Annotated in this window: 14 protein-coding genes and 1 pseudogene; 8 read left to right on the top strand and 7 right to left on the bottom strand. The window is 65.9% G+C overall.

What is annotated here, in order from left to right:
- Window positions 1-23 precede the first annotated feature (23 nt).
- On the top strand, window positions 24-611 hold the full coding sequence (locus AC1DFU_RS20180) for a winged helix DNA-binding protein (protein WP_092293110.1): 588 nt from the start codon (window positions 24-26) through the stop codon (window positions 609-611).
- 228 nt (window positions 612-839) lie between these two features.
- Window positions 840-4,886, top strand: a complete 4,047-nt coding sequence (gene purL, locus AC1DFU_RS20175) for a phosphoribosylformylglycinamidine synthase (RefSeq protein ID WP_477159874.1) — start codon at window positions 840-842, stop codon at window positions 4,884-4,886.
- Window positions 4,887-4,951: 65 nt separating this feature from the next.
- Here the strand turns inward: purL and AC1DFU_RS20170 are convergent.
- The 7 genes and pseudogenes from AC1DFU_RS20170 to AC1DFU_RS20140 all read right to left on the bottom strand — a co-directional run.
- A pseudogene (locus AC1DFU_RS20170) lies at window positions 4,952-5,209 on the bottom strand (aspartate/glutamate racemase family protein); the annotation flags it as partial.
- Between the two features lie 71 nt (window positions 5,210-5,280).
- Window positions 5,281-5,601, bottom strand: a complete 321-nt coding sequence (locus AC1DFU_RS20165; RefSeq protein WP_092293114.1) for a hypothetical protein — start codon at window positions 5,599-5,601, stop codon at window positions 5,281-5,283.
- A 186-nt stretch (window positions 5,602-5,787) separates the two neighbouring features.
- On the bottom strand, window positions 5,788-6,582 hold the full coding sequence (locus AC1DFU_RS20160; protein ID WP_092293117.1) for a peptidylprolyl isomerase: 795 nt from the start codon (window positions 6,580-6,582) through the stop codon (window positions 5,788-5,790).
- A gap of 4 nt (window positions 6,583-6,586) precedes the next feature.
- The gene (locus AC1DFU_RS20155; RefSeq protein ID WP_092293119.1) at window positions 6,587-6,901 is read right to left on the bottom strand and encodes a BolA family protein; all 315 of its coding nucleotides are present in this window, start codon (window positions 6,899-6,901) and stop codon (window positions 6,587-6,589) included.
- 28 nt (window positions 6,902-6,929) lie between these two features.
- Window positions 6,930-7,469: a septation protein A gene (locus tag AC1DFU_RS20150; protein ID WP_092293121.1), complete on the bottom strand. Its 540-nt coding sequence runs from the start codon at window positions 7,467-7,469 to the stop codon at window positions 6,930-6,932.
- 115 nt (window positions 7,470-7,584) lie between these two features.
- Complete coding sequence (gene msrB / locus AC1DFU_RS20145) at window positions 7,585-7,992, bottom strand: peptide-methionine (R)-S-oxide reductase MsrB (protein ID WP_092293123.1); 408 nt, start codon at window positions 7,990-7,992, stop codon at window positions 7,585-7,587.
- Window positions 7,993-8,093: 101 nt separating this feature from the next.
- Window positions 8,094-9,650 (bottom strand): protein adenylyltransferase SelO, encoded by a 1,557-nt coding sequence (locus tag AC1DFU_RS20140; protein WP_441591049.1) that lies wholly within the window; start codon window positions 9,648-9,650, stop codon window positions 8,094-8,096.
- 293 nt (window positions 9,651-9,943) lie between these two features.
- On the opposite strand from AC1DFU_RS20140, the gene AC1DFU_RS20135 reads away from it, so the two are divergent.
- The 6 genes from AC1DFU_RS20135 (at window position 9,944) to AC1DFU_RS20110 (ending at window position 16,831) form a co-directional block, all read left to right on the top strand.
- Window positions 9,944-11,569, top strand: coding sequence for a 3-(methylthio)propionyl-CoA ligase (locus AC1DFU_RS20135; protein WP_092293127.1), 1,626 nt, complete (start codon window positions 9,944-9,946; stop codon window positions 11,567-11,569).
- 123 nt (window positions 11,570-11,692) lie between these two features.
- Window positions 11,693-12,943 carry a branched-chain amino acid ABC transporter substrate-binding protein gene (locus tag AC1DFU_RS20130; protein WP_441591048.1) on the top strand — a complete coding sequence of 417 codons (1,251 nt, stop codon included), beginning with the start codon at window positions 11,693-11,695 and terminating at the stop codon, window positions 12,941-12,943.
- 116 nt (window positions 12,944-13,059) lie between these two features.
- Window positions 13,060-14,007, top strand: a complete 948-nt coding sequence (locus AC1DFU_RS20125) for a branched-chain amino acid ABC transporter permease (RefSeq protein WP_441591047.1) — start codon at window positions 13,060-13,062, stop codon at window positions 14,005-14,007.
- A 3-nt stretch (window positions 14,008-14,010) separates the two neighbouring features.
- On the top strand, window positions 14,011-15,324 hold the full coding sequence (locus AC1DFU_RS20120; RefSeq protein ID WP_441591046.1) for a branched-chain amino acid ABC transporter permease: 1,314 nt from the start codon (window positions 14,011-14,013) through the stop codon (window positions 15,322-15,324).
- On the top strand, window positions 15,321-16,118 hold the full coding sequence (locus AC1DFU_RS20115; RefSeq protein WP_441591045.1) for an ABC transporter ATP-binding protein: 798 nt from the start codon (window positions 15,321-15,323) through the stop codon (window positions 16,116-16,118). The genes AC1DFU_RS20120 and AC1DFU_RS20115 overlap by 4 nt, the downstream gene beginning before the upstream one ends.
- On the top strand, window positions 16,118-16,831 hold the full coding sequence (locus tag AC1DFU_RS20110; RefSeq protein WP_092293134.1) for an ABC transporter ATP-binding protein: 714 nt from the start codon (window positions 16,118-16,120) through the stop codon (window positions 16,829-16,831). Before AC1DFU_RS20115 ends, AC1DFU_RS20110 begins: the two co-directional genes overlap by 1 nt.
- Window positions 16,832-16,834: the final 3 nt, after the last annotated feature.

The raw sequence follows: 16,834 nt of genomic DNA, 5'->3' as shown, positions 1-16,834 counted from the left end.
ATCTTCTAAGGGAGACCTGCTTCATGGCACGCAAGCCAGTCCAGGCCAGCGCGTCCGACGACGCGCCATCGGCCGCCGTCCGGCCTCCCGCCACGCTGGGCCGCGCCGCCGGCGTCAACATCGTCTCATCGTCGCACCTCGTCTCGGTGCGGAGCCCGGAATTGTCCGAGTTCGAGTTCGGCCTGAACACGGCCTACAACGCCTACAGCCGCTGGGTGGTGCGCTGCATGGGCGCGGCTGGCGTGCGCGACCTGACCTTCCTGGACGTGCTGGTGCTCCACCACGTCAATCACCGGGGCCGGGCCAAGCGGCTGGCCGATATCTGCTTCGTGCTGAATGTGGAAGACACCCACCTTGTCACCTACGCGCTGAAGAAGCTGGCAGGACTGGGGCTGGTCGCCGGCGAGCGGGTGGGCAAAGAGGCCACCTACGCCACCACGCAGGCCGGCGCCGAGGCCTGCGCCCGCTATCGCGAGATCCGCGAACAGTGCCTGACCAGCAATTTCACCGAAGGTAGCGAGGAAAACATCGAGATTGGCGAACTTGCGCGCCTTTTGCGGGTGTTGACCGGCTTGTACGAGCAGGCGGCACGCTCGGCGACGTCGCTCTAAGCATCGGCTATCAATCAAGTGATTCATGGCGCACTAAAACGGTGCGTCCGCAGCACTTGCCGGTGTCGCAGCCGATTTGGACGTCCATGTCCGCCTCCGTCCCATTGCGCAATGCAAAAAGCGGGCCCCGGCAAGGTACAATAGCGGTTTCCCGCCAGCCGGTTCCCCACTCAGCGGTGCCGGCGGCCGCCAGCCCCGACCTCCCTACGCCTCCCGACCGCTACGATCATGGCGCATTTCTCGTGCTTCCCCGGCGCTTTGGCGCTTTCCGCCTTCCGCCAGCAACGCCTGCTTGCCACGCTCAAACAGATCGATGCCGATATTGAATCGGTACATGGCCAGTTTCTGCATTTCGTCGATACCGACACCCCGCTTTCCGCCGAAGACCAGTCGCGCATTGCCGCGCTGTTGACCTACGGCACGCCGTTCACGGCCCAGACCGAGGGCGACCGCTTCGTGGTGATTCCGCGTTTCGGCACGATCTCGCCATGGGCCAGCAAGGCCACGGACATCGCGCATAACTGCGGGCTGTCCCACGTGCACCGCATCGAGCGTGGCGTGGAGATCACCGTGATCTGCAAGAAGGGCCTGCTGCGTGGCCGCAAGACGCTGGACGCCGACGTGCGTGCCGCCGTGGCCGCGCACCTGTTCGACCGCATGACCGAAACCGTGATCGCCTCGCGCGAGGACGCCGCTGGGCTGTTCCAGGAACTGCCGGCCAAGCCGCTGCGCTTCGTGGACATCGCCACCGGCCGCGCCGCGCTGGAGGAGGCCAACACGGCGATGGGTCTCGCGCTGTCCGAGGACGAGATCGACTATCTGCTCGACGCCTACGCCAAGCTCGGCCGCAACCCGACCGACGTGGAACTGATGATGTTCGCGCAGGCGAACAGCGAGCACTGCCGCCACAAGATCTTCAACGCCACGTGGACGATCGACGGCGTGAGCCAGGACAAGTCGCTGTTCGCGATGATCCGCAATACGCACCAGCTGAATCCGCAGGGCTCGATCGTCGCGTATTCGGACAACTCGGCCGTGATGGAAGGCGATATGGCCGAGCGCTGGTTCCCGCGCGGCGCGGACCAGCAGTACGGCCGCCACGAGGCGCTGACCCACACGCTGATGAAGGTGGAGACCCATAACCACCCGACCGCGATCTCGCCGTTCCCGGGTGCCTCCACCGGCGCCGGCGGTGAAATCCGCGACGAGGGCGCCACGGGCCGGGGCGCCAAGCCCAAGGCGGGCCTGACCGGCTTCACGGTGTCGAACCTGRTGCTGCCGGACGCCATCGAGCCCTGGGAAAACGCCCGCGATGCCGCCCAGCCGGTGGCCCATCGCAATCCGGACGACAAGGCTGGCGTGACCGGCAAGCCGGACCGCATCGCCTCGCCGCTCCAGATCATGATCGAGGGCCCGCTCGGCGGCGCCGCGTTCAACAACGAATTCGGCCGCGCCAACCTGGGCGGCTACTTCCGCGTCTACGAGCAGAACGTGGCCGGCACGGTGCGCGGCTATCACAAGCCGATCATGATTGCCGGCGGCATCGGCAATATCGACGCGGGCCATACCCACAAGGACCCGCTGCCGGCCGGCACGCTGCTGATTCAGCTCGGCGGCCCGGGCATGCGCATCGGCATGGGCGGCGGCGCCGCCAGCTCGATGGCCACCGGTACCAACACGGCCGACCTCGATTTCGACTCGGTGCAGCGTGGCAACCCCGAGATGGAACGCCGCGCGCAGGAAGTCATCAACGCCTGCTGGCAGCTTGGCGACGACAACCCGATCCTGTCGATCCACGATGTGGGCGCGGGCGGTATCTCGAACGCCTTCCCGGAGCTCGTGGACGGCGCTGGCCGTGGCGCGCGCTTCGACCTGCGTCAGGTGCACCTGGAGGAGTCGGGCCTGTCGCCGGCGGAAATCTGGTGCAATGAATCGCAGGAGCGCTATGTCATGGCGATTGCGCCGGACAGCTTCCCGCGTTTCCAGGCCATGTGCGAGCGTGAGCGCGCCCCGTTTGCCGTCGTCGGCGTGGCCACCGAGGAGCAGCAGCTGCAACTGGTGGACGCCCACGTGGACGCCGCGCTCAAGGAGCACTTCACGGTAGACATGCCGATGGACGTGCTGCTGGGCAAGCCGCCGCGCATGCACCGCGACGTGACCCGCGTGACCAAGGAACTGCCGCCGGTGGACGTGACCGGCATCGCGCTGGAGCAGGCGGTGCGCGACGTGCTGCGCCACCCCACCGTGGCCAGCAAGTCGTTCCTGATCACCATCGGTGACCGTACCGTGGGCGGCATGAACGCGCGCGACCAGATGGTCGGCCCGTGGCAGGTGCCGGTGGCCGATGTGGCCGTGACCACGCTCGACTACAAGGGCCGCGCTGGCGAGGCGATGACCATGGGCGAGCGCACGCCGCTGGCCGTGATCGACGCACCGGCCTCCGGCCGCATGGCGATTGGCGAGGCGCTGACGAACCTGGCGGCCGCACCGGTCAAGGACCTCGGCAAGGTGAAGCTGTCGGCCAACTGGATGGCCGCCTGCGGCGTGGCGGGCGAGGATGCCAAGCTGTACGACACCGTGCATGCCGTTGGCATGGAACTGTGCCCGGCGCTGGGCATCAGCATTCCGGTCGGCAAGGATTCGCTGTCCATGCGCACCAAGTGGCAGGACGCCGACGGCGACAAGGAAGTCGTGGCACCCGTGTCGCTGATCATCTCGGCGTTTGCCGCCGTGGATGACGTCGACAATACCCTGACGCCGCAGCTTCGCACGGACCAGGGTGACAGCGTACTGATCGCCATCGACCTGGGCCGCGGCAAGAACCGCATGGGCGGCAGCATCCTGGCGCAGGTGACGCAGCAGGTGGGCGACCGCGCGCCGGACGTCGACAACGCCGACGACCTGAAGAACTTCTTCAACGTGATCCAGCGCCTGAACCGTGAAGGCAAGCTGCTGGCCTACCACGACCGCTCGGACGGTGGCTTCATGGCTGCCGTGGCGGAAATGGCGTTCGCGGGTCACTGCGGCGTGTCCCTGAACGTGGACATGCTCGCGCTCGACCCGACGCAGGAACAGGACTATGGCGATGCCAAGAACTGGGCCCAGCAGGTGGCGGAGCGCCGCAACGAGCAGACGCTGCGCGCGCTGTTCTCCGAGGAACTGGGCGCCGTGATCCAGGTGCGACTCGACGAGCGCGACGCGGTGTTCGGCGTGCTCCGCGAAGCCGGCCTGTCGGCCTGCAGCCACGTGATCGGCAAGCCGAATGCGACCGATCAGCTCGAGGTGTACCGCGACGCCAAGAAGGTGTTCGGCGCTGCCCGTGCCGAACTCCAGCGCAACTGGTCGGAAGTCAGCTGGCGCATCGCGCGCCTGCGCGACAACCCGGCCTGCGCGGACAGCGAGTACCAGCTGCTCCAGGACGATACGGACCCTGGCATCAGCCCGGTGCTGACGTTCGACCCGGCCGAGGACATCGCCGCGCCGTTCATCGCCACCGGCAGCCGTCCGCGCGTGGCCATCCTGCGTGAGCAGGGCGTCAACTCGCACCTCGAAATGGCATACAGCATGGACCGCGCCGGTTTCGATACGCACGACGTCCATATGAGTGACCTGATCGCCGGCCGGGCAAGCCTGGCCGACTTCAAGGGCTTCGTGGCGTGCGGCGGCTTCAGCTATGGCGACGTGCTGGGTGCCGGCGAAGGCTGGGCCAAGACCATCCTGTTCAACGCGCAGATGGCCGAGCAGTTCGCGGCCTTCTTCAACCGCCAGGACACCTTCGCGCTCGGCGTTTGCAACGGTTGCCAGATGCTGAGCAACCTCGCCCCGATCATCCCGGGCGCCAATGCCTGGCCGAAGTTCACGCGTAACCAGTCGGAACAGTACGAAGCGCGCTTCGTGACCGTGCAGGTCGAGCAGTCCTCGTCGATCTTCTTCGCCGGCATGGAAGGCAGCCGCATTCCGATCGTCGTGGCACACGGCGAAGGGTTTGCCGACTTCTCGCAGCAGGGTGATATCCAAGCCGCCAAGGTGGCGCTGCGCTTCGTCGACAACAAGGGCGCGGTGACGCAGGCCTATCCGCTGAACCCGAACGGCTCGCCGGACGGTATCACCTCGGTCACGACCGTGGACGGCCGCTTTACGGCCCTGATGCCCCACCCGGAGCGCGTGTTCCGTGCAGCCACCATGAGCTGGGCCCCGGACGCCTGGAAGCAGGCCACGGACGGCGGCAGCCCGTGGATGCGCATGTTCCGCAACGCACGGAAGTGGGTCGGTTGATCGCTGCAAGGCGCTAGACGGCCTGAAATCCCAGAAAAGCCCGCGCAAGCGGGCTTTTCTTTTGCTCATTTGCCATGCGCAAGCCCCCAGTCTCCGCGCTTGCTGGTGGAGAGCCGCAGCGAGACAAGCGCCTCGGCCATCTTGACGGCGCAGGACACGCCGTCGATGACCGGCGCGCCAATCGCGTCGGAGATCTCGTCGCACAGGTCGGTCATGCCCGCGCAGCCCAGGACGATGCAGTCGCTCTGGTCCTCGGCCAGCGCCTCGCGGCAGGCTTCAGTGATGATGTGGCGCGCATCCGAGCCCGGCCGCTCCAGTTCCAGCCTGGCCGAGAAATCGTCGGGTCAGGGGTGATGCCAGAGATACTTGAAGCCGAGGTCGGGGGGAAGCGAGGTCAGGCCCTCGCGGGGTTCAAGGTGGGGTCGATGGGCGCCGTGTCTGCCTGGAGCCGGGCGCTCCAGGGCAGGTAGCGCGAGTACAGCAGGCGCATGCGGTCGGCGTCGGGCGGCACGGGCAGCTCGCCGTGCATCTCCATATAGGCGATCGTGGCCTGGAGCAGCTTGGTCTGTGCGTAGCGGTCGCGCTCGGGCAGGTGGGGGTGGAGATGGCGCCAGCGCATGCCCGTGCAATCGATATGGGGCATGCCCAGCGCGCAATAGACGATGCCGCGCGAGTAGAGGTGCCACAGGTGCCAGTAGCCGCTTGTCACGCCCATGCTTGCGATGCGCTCCCAGGATGCCGGATGCCGGTCCGGAACAGCCCGGCGGCCCGTGGGAAACATCTTACCGAGCGCACTGTGCCGGGGGAATGTCGAAATCTCGCCAAAGTGTGCGCCAGCGCGCCCGGAAAACAAAAACCGGCGCCTGGGCGCCGGTTTCGGTATCGGGAAACGCCGGGATCCTTACTGGATCTTGGCCTTTTCCTTGATCGACTTCATCATCGCCTGGAACTGCTCGCGCTGCCAGGCCTGGTCGCCCATCAGCATCTGTTGCAGCTGCGGCTTCACTTCCTCGAACGACGGGATCTTGGCGTCGCGCGTGTCCACCAGTTCGATGATGTGCCAGCCAAACTGGGTCTTGACCGGCGTTTCGGTCATCTGGCCCTTCTTCAGGCCGGTCATCGCGGCCGAGAACTCGGGCACGTAGCTGGTGCTGTTGGCCCAGTCCAGGTCGCCGCCGTTGACAGCCGAGCCGGTGTCCTTCGACGAAGCCTTGGCCACGTCCTCGAACTTGGCGCCGCCCTTGATCTTGGCGATGATCGCCTTGGCGTCGGCTTCCTTCTCCACCAGGATGTGGCGGGCGTGGTATTCCTTGCCGTTGCCGAACTGCGCCTTGATCTTGTCGTACTGCTTGCGCAGTTCGTCGTCGTTGGCGCCGTTGGTGCGCACGTAGTCCTCGAACACCGCGCCGGCCAGCACGTTGAGCTTGGCCTGCTCGAGTTGCTCCTGCACGTCGTCGCGCTGGGTGATGCCGCGCTTGTTGGCTTCCTGCAGCAGCAGTTCCCGGTCGATCAGCATGGTGCGGGCCCGGTCGCGCAGCTCGGGGCTGGCGGGCTGGCCGGTGCCGGCGATCAGCTTGTCCAGCTTGGCCGAGGGGATGGGCTTGCCATTCACAACGGCGGCGTTCTGGGCGATTGCGGGCAGGCTGCCAGCAGCAAGCACAGCCGCCAGGCTGAACGAGAGGACGGTGGTCTTCATGGAATCAGGTCTGAGAGTTGCGGGTAGCGTCGCGTGAAGCTTCGCGGGATTGATATTCTTGGTCGGTGTAGGCGCTGACGGCCAGCGCATGAATCTGCGCCGGGAACAGGGCGCGCAGCGCATCATACACCATGCGATGGCGGGCAACCCGCGAGTGGCCCGCAAACAACTCGCTGACGATCAGCACATCGTAATGGCCTCCGCCCGAGGCCGCGCCGGCATGGCCGGCATGGGCCGCGCTGTCGTCGCGCACGGTCAGGCGGGAGGGGTCGAGGGCCGCACGCAGCAGCGTCTCGATGGTGGCGGGGTCTGCAGCCATCCGGGTTCCTTGTAGCGTGGCGTCCGGCTTACTCGGACGGGGTTTCCTGGATATGGCGCGACATCCAGATGCTCTGCAGCACGATGAACACCAGCATCAGCCCCATGCTGCCGAACAGCTTGAAGTTGACCCAGGTATCCGTGGAGAACGTGTATGCCACGTAGAGGTTCAGCAGGCCCATGGCGGCGAAGAAGCCCGCCCAGGCGGCATTCAGGCGGCCCCACATCGCGTCCGGCAGGGTGACCTGCTTTTCCATCATGGCCCGCACCAGGTTCTTGCGCCAGCCGATGACAGAGCCCACCAGCGTCACCGCGAACAGCCAGTAGAGCACCGTCGGCTTCCACTTGATGAAGGTCTCGTTGTGCAACAGGATCGTTGCACCGCCAAACACGCCAATGATCAGCAGGCTGACCCATTGCATCGGCTCCACCTTGCCATGGCGGATGCGCACCCAGGCAATCTGGAGCACCGTGGCAATCATCGCGACGGCCGTGGCCGGATAGATGCCGAACAGCTTGAAGGCGATGAAGAACAGGATGACCGGAAACAGGTCGAAAAGAAATTTCATGCGGACGATTGTTGATTGGCGGGCTTGCCGAGCGCAGAGGCCCGCGGCCGCGCCATTGTACTTGGGGAATGGCGCGCGGCGGGCATCCGAAGCAACGATTACATCACTCGATGAATCACCCGCGATCGGAAGGATCCCGATCGTCGAATTTTAGCGCAGCCGAGTTGATGCAATAGCGCAGGCCGGTGGGGGCCGGGCCGTCCTCGAACACGTGGCCCAGGTGGCTGCCGCATTCCTTGCAGCGCACTTCCACGCGGGTCATGCCGTGGGTGTGGTCCGTGTGCTCGTCGATTACCTCGCCGTTGATTGGCTTGAAATAGCTGGGCCAGCCGCAGCCGGCGTCGAACTTCGTGGCCGATTCGAACAGCGGCGTGCCGCACCCCACGCAGTGGTAGATGCCCTGGTTCCAGTGGTCCCAGTAGCGGCCCGTGAACGGGCGCTCGGTGGCGGCTTCGCGCGCGACGCGGTACTCGATGTCGGAAAGTTGCTCACGCCATTCGGCGTCGGTTTTCTTGGTGGTCATCTTGCGTCCTTCTCATTAGGCGGTGGCGCGGGGCCCCAGTCTTGCTTGGTCGGACTCGCGCCGCAATCCTTACAGATTCAGAAATTCACGTTATGTCGATGTCACGACGAGCAACTGACTTCGAGCCCGGACGCCCAGTCCGGCGGCAGGGCGGCATAGGCTTCCGACTCGGGTTGCTCGTCGAATGGCCGGGACAGCACGGCCAGCAGCCGGTCTACCTCGGAGAAATCCTTGTCGCGCGCGGCGCGGATCGCGGTTTCTGCGAGGTGGTTGCGCAGGATGTACTTCGGGTTCACGGCGAGCATGCCGGCGGCGCGCGTAGCGTCGTCGGACTGCTCGGCCTGCAGCCGGGCGCGGTATTCGGCCGCCCAGGCGTCCCAGGCGGCGCGGTCCAGGAACAGGTCGCGCACCGGGGTGTCGGCGTTCGCATCCTTCCCCGAGATGCGGGCGAGGTTGCGCCAGAACAAGGTGTAGTCCACGCGGTTGGCGTGCAGTACCCGGAACAGGTTGGTCAGCAGCGCCTCGTCCTCGTTTTCCTGCCCGCCCAGCGGGCGCAGGCCCAGCTTGGCGCGATAGTGGCGGAAGAAGGCGGCGGCGTAGCGGTCGCGGAACGGGTCGAGCGCCTCGCGCGCGGCGGCCACTGCAGCTTCCTTCGCTGCTTCCTTGGCGGCCTCGGGATCGGCTGCATCGGCCGCATCGGTATCGCGCCAGAGCGGGAGCAGCGCCTGCGCCAGGCAATGCAGGTTCCAGAACGCCACCTGGGGCTGCTGGCTGTAGGCGTAGCGGCCCTGCTGGTCGGAATGGTTGCAAATATGGTTGGCGTCGAAGGCGTCCAGGAAGCCGAACGGACCGTAGTCGATGGTCAGGCCCAGGATCGACATATTGTCCGTGTTCATCACCCCGTGGCAGAAGCCGACGGCCTGCCAGTGCGCCACCATGTCCGCAGTGCGCAGCGAGACCTCGCGCAGCAGCGCCTGGTAGGGGTTGCCGCCGGCGTCGCGGCAGGCGGGGTAGAAGCGGTCGATGACGAAATCGGCCAGCTCGCGCAGCGCGGCATGGTCCTCGCGCGCGGCGAAGTGTTCGAAATGGCCGAAGCGGATAAAGCTCGGCGCCAGGCGCGTGACCACGGCGGCGGTCTCGATGGTCTCGCGGCGCACCGGAGCGTCCGAGCCGACGATGGCCAGCGCCCGCGTCGTCGGCACGCCCAGCGCGTACATGGCCTCGGAGCACAGGTATTCGCGGATCGACGAGCGCAGCACCGCGCGGCCATCGGCCATGCGCGAGTAGGGCGTCAGGCCGCCCCCCTTGAGCTGGATTTCCCACGGGCCGTCGTCGCGCTCGGCCTCGGCGAGGCGGATGGCACGGCCATCGCCCAGTTGCCCGGCCCAGACGCCGAACTGGTGGCCCGAGTAGACCGTGGCCAGCGGGTCGGCCCAGTCAGGCACGCAGTTGCCGATAAAGGTGTCGAGGAAGTCCGGCTGGCTGGCTTCGGCGCCGATCGTCTGCGGGTTCCAGCCCAGCAGCGCGGCGGCAGCCGGGGCCACGCTGACCAGGTAGGGCGAGGGCAGCGGCGTGGGCTGCAGGCGCGTGAAGAAGCGCTCGCCCAGCGCGGCAAAGCCGGGCGCGGTGCGGAACGGTACGGGGGACTCAGGGGGCATCGACGTCCTGCTTTGCGATCTGCGGAGGTGAATAGGGGGTGCCGAAGTGCGCTTGCAGGCTAGGGGAAAACGACATATTGAGACGCATCAGGGCACGCAGTATTGTACTTGCACCGGTTTTCCCCTGTCGGCCGAGGGGGTGTCCACCGGGGCGCCATGCCTTATCGATAGCGGACATCAATCTCGTGCATGACGTGGACGCGCATGCGGCGAGGAGCACGGGAACATTCCGCCAAAAATAAGCACGGTTGTTCGTTTTTCTCTGCCGACCACGACAAGACTGGAGACATTCCATGGCATTGATGGGTCAAATGATGAGCGCGCCGCTGCTCATTTCTTCCATCATCAAGCACGCTGCGCGGTATTACGCCAGCACAGAAATCGTCTCGCGGCGGACCGAGGGCGACCTCCACCGCTACACCTACCGCGATTGCGAACTGCGGGCCCGCAAGGTGGCCCAGGCCCTTGGCGCGCTCGGCGTGCAGCAGGGCGAGCGGGTCGGCACGCTGGCGTGGAACGGCTATCGCCACCTGGAGATCTACTACGGCGTCTCCGGCATGGGCGCCGTCTGCCACACCATCAATCCCCGGCTGTTCCCGGAACAGATCGCCTATATCGTCAATCACGCCGAAGACCGCTACGTGTTCTTCGACGCCACCTTCCTGCCGTTGGTGGAAGGCGTGGCGCCGCACTGCCCGAACGTGAAGGGCTGGGTGATGATGACCGACCGCGCCCACATGCCGGCCGACGCCAAGGTGCCGCTGCTCTGCTACGAGGACCTGATCGACGCGCAGGATGGCGACTACACCTGGCCGGAATTCGACGAAAACCTGGCCTCCAGCCTCTGCTACACCTCGGGCACCACCGGCAATCCGAAGGGCGCGCTGTATTCGCACCGGTCCACGGTGCTGCACTCGTATGCGTCCGCGCTGCCCGATGCGCTCGGCTGCTCCGCGCGGGACGTGATCCTGCCCGTCGTGCCGATGTTCCACGTCAACGCCTGGGGCCTGCCGTACTCGGTGCCGCTGGTCGGCGCCAAGCTGGTGCTGCCGGGGGCCAAGCTGGACGGCCCCTCGCTCTACGAACTGTTCGAACAGGAAAAGGTGACCTTTTCCGCTGGCGTGCCGACGGTCTGGCTCGGTTTGCTCCAGCATGTCAATGCGAACAATCTGAAATTCTCGACGTTCCGTCGCACCGTGATCGGCGGTTCGGCGGCGCCGCCGGCCATGATCCGCGCGCTCGAGGCGCTGGACGTGGAGGTGATCCACGCCTGGGGCATGACCGAGATGTCGCCGCTGGGCACCTCGTGCAAGCTGCTGGCCCGCCATGAGGACCTCCCCGAGGACGCGCGCCACAAGATCCTGGAGAAGCAGGGCCGGGTGATCTATGGCGTCGACATGAAGATCGTCGATGGCGAAGGCGCCGAGCTGCCGTGGGACGGCAAGGCCTTCGGCGACCTGTATGTGCGCGGCCCGTGGGTGATTTCCACCTACTTCCGCAACGACAACACGCCGCTGGTCGATGGCTGGTTCCCCACCGGGGACGTGGCGACCATCGACGAAGAGGGCTACATGCAGATCACGGACCGCAGCAAGGACGTGATCAAGTCCGGCGGCGAGTGGATTTCGTCCATCGACGTCGAGAACGTGGCTGCCGCCCACCCGGCGGTGCATATGGCCGCGTGCATCTCCGCCTATCACCCCAAGTGGGACGAGCGCCCGCTGCTGGTGGTGGTCAGGCGGCCCGGCATGGACATCACGCGCGAAGCGCTGCTGGCCTTCTTCGAGGGCAAGGTCGCCAAGTGGTGGATCCCGGACGACGTGGCGTTCGTCACCGAGATGCCGCTGACGGCCACCGGCAAGATGCAGAAGCTCAAGCTGCGCGAGCAGTTCAAGGATTACAAGCTGCCAACCGCCTGAGTCAACCGGCGTAGACCGGGGCCGGGTGCAATTCCCATCCATAACAGGCAGCAACAGGCAGGCGGCAACCCCGCCCGCGGCGGTGCCAATCGCCATTCGATAACGAGAGTGAAGGAGACAGGTATGACGAAGATGCGTCCGCTGGTGGCTGGTGTGGCGGTATTTGCGGCACTGGGTTCCACGCTGGTGTCGGGCATGGCGGGGGCGGAGACGGTGAAGATTGCCTTCATCGATCCGCTGTCGGGGCTGATGGCCCCGGTGGGACAGAACCAGCTCAAGAGCTGGCAATACGTGGCCGAGGTGGCCAACCAGAAGAACTGGGCCGGCGCGCACAAGTTCGAGGTGGTGGGGTTTGACAACAAGCTGTCGCCGCAGGAAAGCCTGACCATCCTCAAGCAGGCCGTGGACCAGAACATCCGCTATATCGTGCAGGGCAACGGCTCCTCGGTGGGGCTGGCGCTCGAAGACGCGGTGGCCAAGCACAACGAGCGCAATCCGGGCAAGGAAATCGTCTACCTGAACTACGCGGCGGTTGACCCGGACATGACCAACAGCAAGTGCAACTACTGGCACTTCCGGCTGGACGCCAACTCGGACATGAAGATGGAGGCGCTGACCACCTTCCTGGCCAAGGACCAGAACGTCAAGAAGGTCTACCTGATCAACCAGAACTACTCGTTCGGCCACCAGGTGACGCGCGCCGCCAAGGACTACCTGAAGCGCAAACGTCCGGACATCCAGATCGTGGGCGAGGATCTGCACCCGCTGGCGCAGGTCAAGGACTTCGCGCCGTATGCGGCCAAGATCAAGGCGTCGGGCGCCGACACGGTCATCACCGGCAACTGGGGCAGCGACCTGGCCCTGCTGATCAAGGCCGGCAAGGACGCCGGGCTGACCACGAACTACTACACCTACTATGCCGGCACCACGGGCGTGGCAACGGCCATGGGCGCTGCCGGCGCCGAGCGGGTCAAGTACGTGGGCTACTACAACCCGAACAACAAGGGGTTCAAGGGCTCGGACATCATCGAGGGCTTCAAGAAGAAGTACAACGACGATTTCTACGTGATGGCGTCGTACACGGGCATCGCCATGCTGAGCCAGGCCATGAAGAAGGCCAACTCCACCGATCCGGTGAAGGTGGCCCACGCGCTGGAGGGGCTCAAGGTGGAGAGCATGAACGGCACCGTGGAAATGCGTAACACCGACCACCAGGCGCAGCAGTCGCTCGTGGTGGCCACGTGGACCAAGGTGGACGGCAAGGAAGTCAAGTACGACGCCGAGAACACCGGCTACGGCTGGAAGACGAACGCGGAGCTCGACCAGTTCGTGGCCGCCCAGCCCACGTCCTGCCAGATGAAGCGCCCGGGCTGATCCGGCGCGCGACCGGCATCTGAGCGATCCGGGGCCGGACGGGTTTCCGTCTGCCCCGGATCGGCGGACAATCACGCTTTTGCCCTGGGCGCCACACGTCCACCGAAGGACCCGCCGTGGAATTTTTCGTCATTTCGCTATTGAACGGCATCAGCTACGGGCTGCTGCTGTTCATGCTGTCATCGGGGCTCACGCTCATCTTCAGCATGATGGGCGTGCTCAATTTCGCGCATGCCAGCTTCTATATGCTGGGCGCCTACTTTGCCTACACCATCGCCAGCAAGATCGGCTTCTGGCCGGCGCTGATCCTGGCCCCGCTGCTGGTGGCCGGAGCCGGCGCGCTGGTCGAGCGCTTCGGGCTGCGCACCGTGCACAAGTTCGGTCACGTCGCCGAATTGCTATTCACCTTCGGCCTGGCCTACCTGATCGAGGAAGGCGTGAAGCTGGTCTGGGGACTGGCCGCGGTGCCGTACCGGATTCCGCCGGAACTGGACGGGCCGCTGTTCACGGTGTTCACCTCGTCCTTCCCCACCTACCGGGCGTTCATGATGCTGGTCTCGCTCGGCATGCTGGTGGCGATCTACCTCGTGCTGACCCGCACCCGCATCGGGCTGGTGATCCAGGCCGCGCTGACGCACCCGGAAATGGTCGAGGCCCTCGGCCACAACGTGCCGCGCGTGTTCATGATGGTCTTCGGCGGCGGCGCCGCGCTGGCGGGGCTGGCGGGGGTGATCGGCGGCAATGCCTTCGTGACCGAGCCGTCGATGGCGGCGGCGGTGGGCTCCATCGTCTTCGTGGTGGCTGTGGTGGGCGGCATGGGGTCGCTGGTGGGGGCGTTCATCGCCTCGATCCTGATTGGCGTGCTGCAAACCTTCGCGGTGACGATCGACGCCTCGCTGGCCGGCCTGTTCGGCAGCCTGGGGCTCAACGTCAGCGACGCCACGGCACTGAGTTCGGTCTGGAAGCTCACGGTGGCCCAGGTGGCGCCCGTGATGCCGTACCTGCTGCTCGTGGTGATGCTGATTTTCCGCCCGCGCGGGCTCATGGGCACCCGGGAGAGTTGAGCGATGGAGACCACGACCATGCAACAGACTCCCAACGCGGTGGTCACCGGCCGCACCATGCGCTACCGCCCGCTCAACCTCGCCCGCTGGATCATCTGGGGCGCCACGGCGCTGCTGATGCTGGTGATGCCGATGATCTTCACGGGCGGCTTCGCCGTGACGCTGATGTCCCAGATGGGCATCATGATTATCTTCGCGCTGTCGTACAACATGCTGCTCGGGCAGACCGGCATGCTGTCCTTCGGCCATGCGGTCTACGCGGGCCTCGGCGCGTTCATCGCCGTGCATGTGCTGAACATGATCGGTGCCGGCAAGGTCTGGCTGCCGGTGTCGATGCTGCCGCTGGTGGGCGGGCTGGCCGGCGCGTTCTTCGGCGTGCTGTTCGGCTACGTGACGACCAAGAAGTCCGGCACGACCTTTGCCATGATCACCATGGGCATCGGTGAGATGGTGTTCGCCAGCTCCCTGATGTTCCCGGACTTCTTCGGCGGCGAGGGCGGCATTTCCACGAACCGGGTGGTCGGCGATCCCTTCCTGGGCATCACCTTTGGCCCGGGCCGGCAGGTCTATTACCTGATTGCCCTCTGGTGCCTGGCGTCCATGGTGGCGATGTACGCCTGGACCCAGACGCCGCTCGGCCGCATCGCCAACGCCGTGCGCGACAACCCGGAGCGCGTGGAATTCATCGGCTACAACACCCAGCGCGTCCGCTTCCTCGTAGTGATTCTTTCGGCATTTTTCGCGGGTATCGCCGGGGCCTTGTCGGCGATCAACTTCGAGATCGTCTCCGCCGAGAACGTCAGCGCGGTGCGCTCGGGCGGCGTGCTGCTGGCGGCCTTCATCGGCGGTGCGGGGGTGTTCTTCGGTCCGGTGATCGGCGCCGTGGTCTTCGTACTGTTCGCGGTGGCGCTGTCGGACCTGACCAAGGCCTGGCTGCTCTATCTCGGCCTGTTCTTCGTGATGATGGTGATGTTCGTGCCGGGCGGCATCGCCAGCCTGCTGCTGATGCAGATGCCGCTGCTGGCGAAGAAGCGCTTCGGGCGGATGCTGCCCAGCTACGGCCAGGCGGCCGTGGCCGGCCTGGTGCTGCTGGCGGCGCTGATCCTGACCGTGGAGCTGGTCTACAAGGTGCAGGTGGATAGCGCCAACGGCACGGCGATGCGGCTGTTCGGCGTGGCGTTCGACGCCGGCACGGTGGCCCCGTGGATCGTCGCGGCGGCGCTCTGGGCCGTGGGCTACGTGGCGTGGCGCTGGGCGGGGGGCCGCGTGCGCGCCGAACTCGACAAGATCCAGGCGGAATTCGGAGGTCAGGCATGACGGCGGCCATGGCAGGCGGGGGCACGCCCGCGCTGGAACTCATCGATGTGCGCAAGAAGTTCGGCCAGACCGAGATCATCCGTGGCGTGACGCTGGCCATCGGCAAGGGAGAGCGCCACGCGATGATCGGGCCGAACGGGGCGGGCAAGTCCACCACGTTCAACCTGATCTCGGGGCGGTTTGCGCCTAGCTCGGGCACGGTCAGGCTGAACGGCCAGCCCATCAGCGGGCTGCGGCCGTTCGAGATCAACCGGATGGGGCTCTCGCGCAGCTTCCAGATCACCAATATCTTCCACCGGCTGTCCGTGTTCGAGAACCTGCGCTGCGCGGTGCTGTGGTCGCTCGGCTACAAGTATTCGTTCTGGCACCGGCTCTCCGAACTGCGCGACGCCCGCGAGCGGGCAGACGAGGTGCTGGAGCTGATCGGCATGCAGCATCGGCGCAATTCGCAGGCCGGGCTGCTGACCTATGCCGAGCAGCGCGCGCTGGAGATCGGCATCACCATCGCGGGCGGCGCCGAGGTGATCCTGCTGGACGAGCCCACGGCCGGCATGAGCCGGTCGGAATCGGACCACGCGGTCGAACTGATCCGCAAGGTCACGGTCGGCAAGACGCTGGTGATGGTGGAGCACGACATGAGCGTGGTCTTCGGCCTGGCGGACCGGATCTCGGTGCTGGTCTACGGCGAGGTCATCGCCACGGACACCCCCGAGGCCATCCGCAACAACCGCAAGGTCAAGGAAGCCTACCTGGGCACGAGCCTCGACGAACCCGTGCCGGAAGGAGCGCACTGATGGGCAAGCGGATGCTGGACGTTACCGGGCTGCACGCCTATTACGGCAAGAGCCACATCCTGCACGGCGTGGACGCCCATATCGACGAGGGCGAGATCGTGGCGCTGCTGGGCCGCAACGGGGTGGGGCGCTCGACCATGGCCAAGGCGATCCTCGGCATGGTCAAGGCCGAGGGGTCCGTGCGCTTCCGCGACGAGGAAATCCTGGGCCGCCGCACGTTCGAGATCGCCCATGCGGGCATCGGCTATGTGCCGGAGAACCGCGACATCTTCCCAAGCCTGACCGTGCGCCAGAACCTGCTGCTGGGCGAGAAGCGCAACCCGCGCCAGTCATCGCCGCGCTGGTCGGTGGACGATATGTATCAAATGTTCCCAAGGCTGAAGGAGCGCGAGAACACGTCAGCCGGCGTGCTCTCGGGCGGCGAACAGCAGATGCTGACGCTGTGCCGCACCCTGATGGGCGACCCCGACCTGATCCTGATCGACGAACCCACCGAAGGCCTCGCGCCCATGATCGTGGCGCTGGTCGGCGATTTCCTGAAGACGCTGAAGGAGCGCGGCGTGTCGGTGCTGCTGATCGAACAGAAACTGGCGATCGCGCTCGATATCTCCCAACGGGTGTACGTCATGGGCCACGGCCACATCGTGTTCGAGGGCACGCCGACCGAACTGAAGGCGAATGGACAGGTGCGGAAGGAGTGGCTGGAGGTTTGAGGG

This window comes from Cupriavidus sp. 10L45 (assembly GCF_056395225.1).
The sequence above is the reverse complement of the archived record's forward strand: the minus strand, read 5'-3'. Positions and strand labels throughout refer to the sequence as shown.

Bases quoted from the DNA above. Each gene is read 5' to 3' on its own strand.
- AC1DFU_RS20150 (WP_092293121.1), bottom strand. From the start codon at position 7,469: ATGAAATTTCTTTTCGACCTGTTTCCGGTCATCCTGTTCTTCATCGCC.
- AC1DFU_RS20165 (WP_092293114.1), bottom strand. From the start codon at position 5,601: ATGGGCGTGACAAGCGGCTACTGGCACCTGTGGCACCTCTACTCGCGC.
- AC1DFU_RS20160 (WP_092293117.1), bottom strand. From the start codon at position 6,582: ATGAAGACCACCGTCCTCTCGTTCAGCCTGGCGGCTGTGCTTGCTGCT.
- AC1DFU_RS20110 (WP_092293134.1), top strand. From the start codon at position 16,118: ATGGGCAAGCGGATGCTGGACGTTACCGGGCTGCACGCCTATTACGGC.
- AC1DFU_RS20180 (WP_092293110.1), top strand. From the start codon at position 24: ATGGCACGCAAGCCAGTCCAGGCCAGCGCGTCCGACGACGCGCCATCG.
- AC1DFU_RS20130 (WP_441591048.1), top strand. From the start codon at position 11,693: ATGACGAAGATGCGTCCGCTGGTGGCTGGTGTGGCGGTATTTGCGGCA.
- msrB (WP_092293123.1), bottom strand. From the start codon at position 7,992: ATGACCACCAAGAAAACCGACGCCGAATGGCGTGAGCAACTTTCCGAC.
- AC1DFU_RS20140 (WP_441591049.1), bottom strand. From the start codon at position 9,650: ATGCCCCCTGAGTCCCCCGTACCGTTCCGCACCGCGCCCGGCTTTGCC.
- AC1DFU_RS20120 (WP_441591046.1), top strand. From the start codon at position 14,011: ATGGAGACCACGACCATGCAACAGACTCCCAACGCGGTGGTCACCGGC.
- AC1DFU_RS20135 (WP_092293127.1), top strand. From the start codon at position 9,944: ATGGCATTGATGGGTCAAATGATGAGCGCGCCGCTGCTCATTTCTTCC.
- AC1DFU_RS20115 (WP_441591045.1), top strand. From the start codon at position 15,321: ATGACGGCGGCCATGGCAGGCGGGGGCACGCCCGCGCTGGAACTCATC.
- AC1DFU_RS20155 (WP_092293119.1), bottom strand. From the start codon at position 6,901: ATGGCTGCAGACCCCGCCACCATCGAGACGCTGCTGCGTGCGGCCCTC.